Here is a 431-nt window from a genome sequence, read left to right as displayed (position 1 = left end):
CCGTCACCGTGTAAACATGGGTTGCAGTGCCTGTCGCTCCAGGAGCTAAGGTGGATGGGCTGATCGCAAGACCTGTTACCCCGATCTGCTCATCGTCTATCTCGATTCCGCTTACCGTTACGTTACCCGTATTGGTCACCGTGAAAGTATACGTGATCGTTCCGGATGCCGCATTGTACTCGCCTGACTTTACAAAGCTGATTTTCGCATTCTGACTAATCGCTGTTTCCGTCGGATCATCGTTGTCATTGGCAGTTCCAGAGTCGTCTGATACCTCATTGCCGTCCGGATCTTGACCCGTGGCTGTCGCAGTGTTGGTTACTCCGCCGGCATCAATATCCGCCTGGGTCACCGTGTAAACATGGGTTGCAGTGCCTGTCGCTCCAGGAGCTAAGGTGGATGGGCTGATCGCAAGACCTGTTACCCCGATC

The 431-nt window shown here is 53.8% G+C and carries 1 protein-coding gene; it reads right to left on the bottom strand.

Going from position 1 to position 431, the window contains the following annotated elements; all coding sequences use genetic code 11:
* The coding region (locus tag ACNKXV_RS13375) for a DUF7507 domain-containing protein (RefSeq protein ID WP_417908236.1) at positions 1-431 on the bottom strand (431 nt) is incomplete at both ends.

It is taken from the genome of Christiangramia aquimixticola (assembly GCF_048285835.1).
Classification (GTDB): domain Bacteria; phylum Bacteroidota; class Bacteroidia; order Flavobacteriales; family Flavobacteriaceae; genus Christiangramia; species Christiangramia aquimixticola.
Note: the sequence above shows the minus strand (reverse complement) of the source record. Positions and strands in the feature narration are given on the sequence as shown.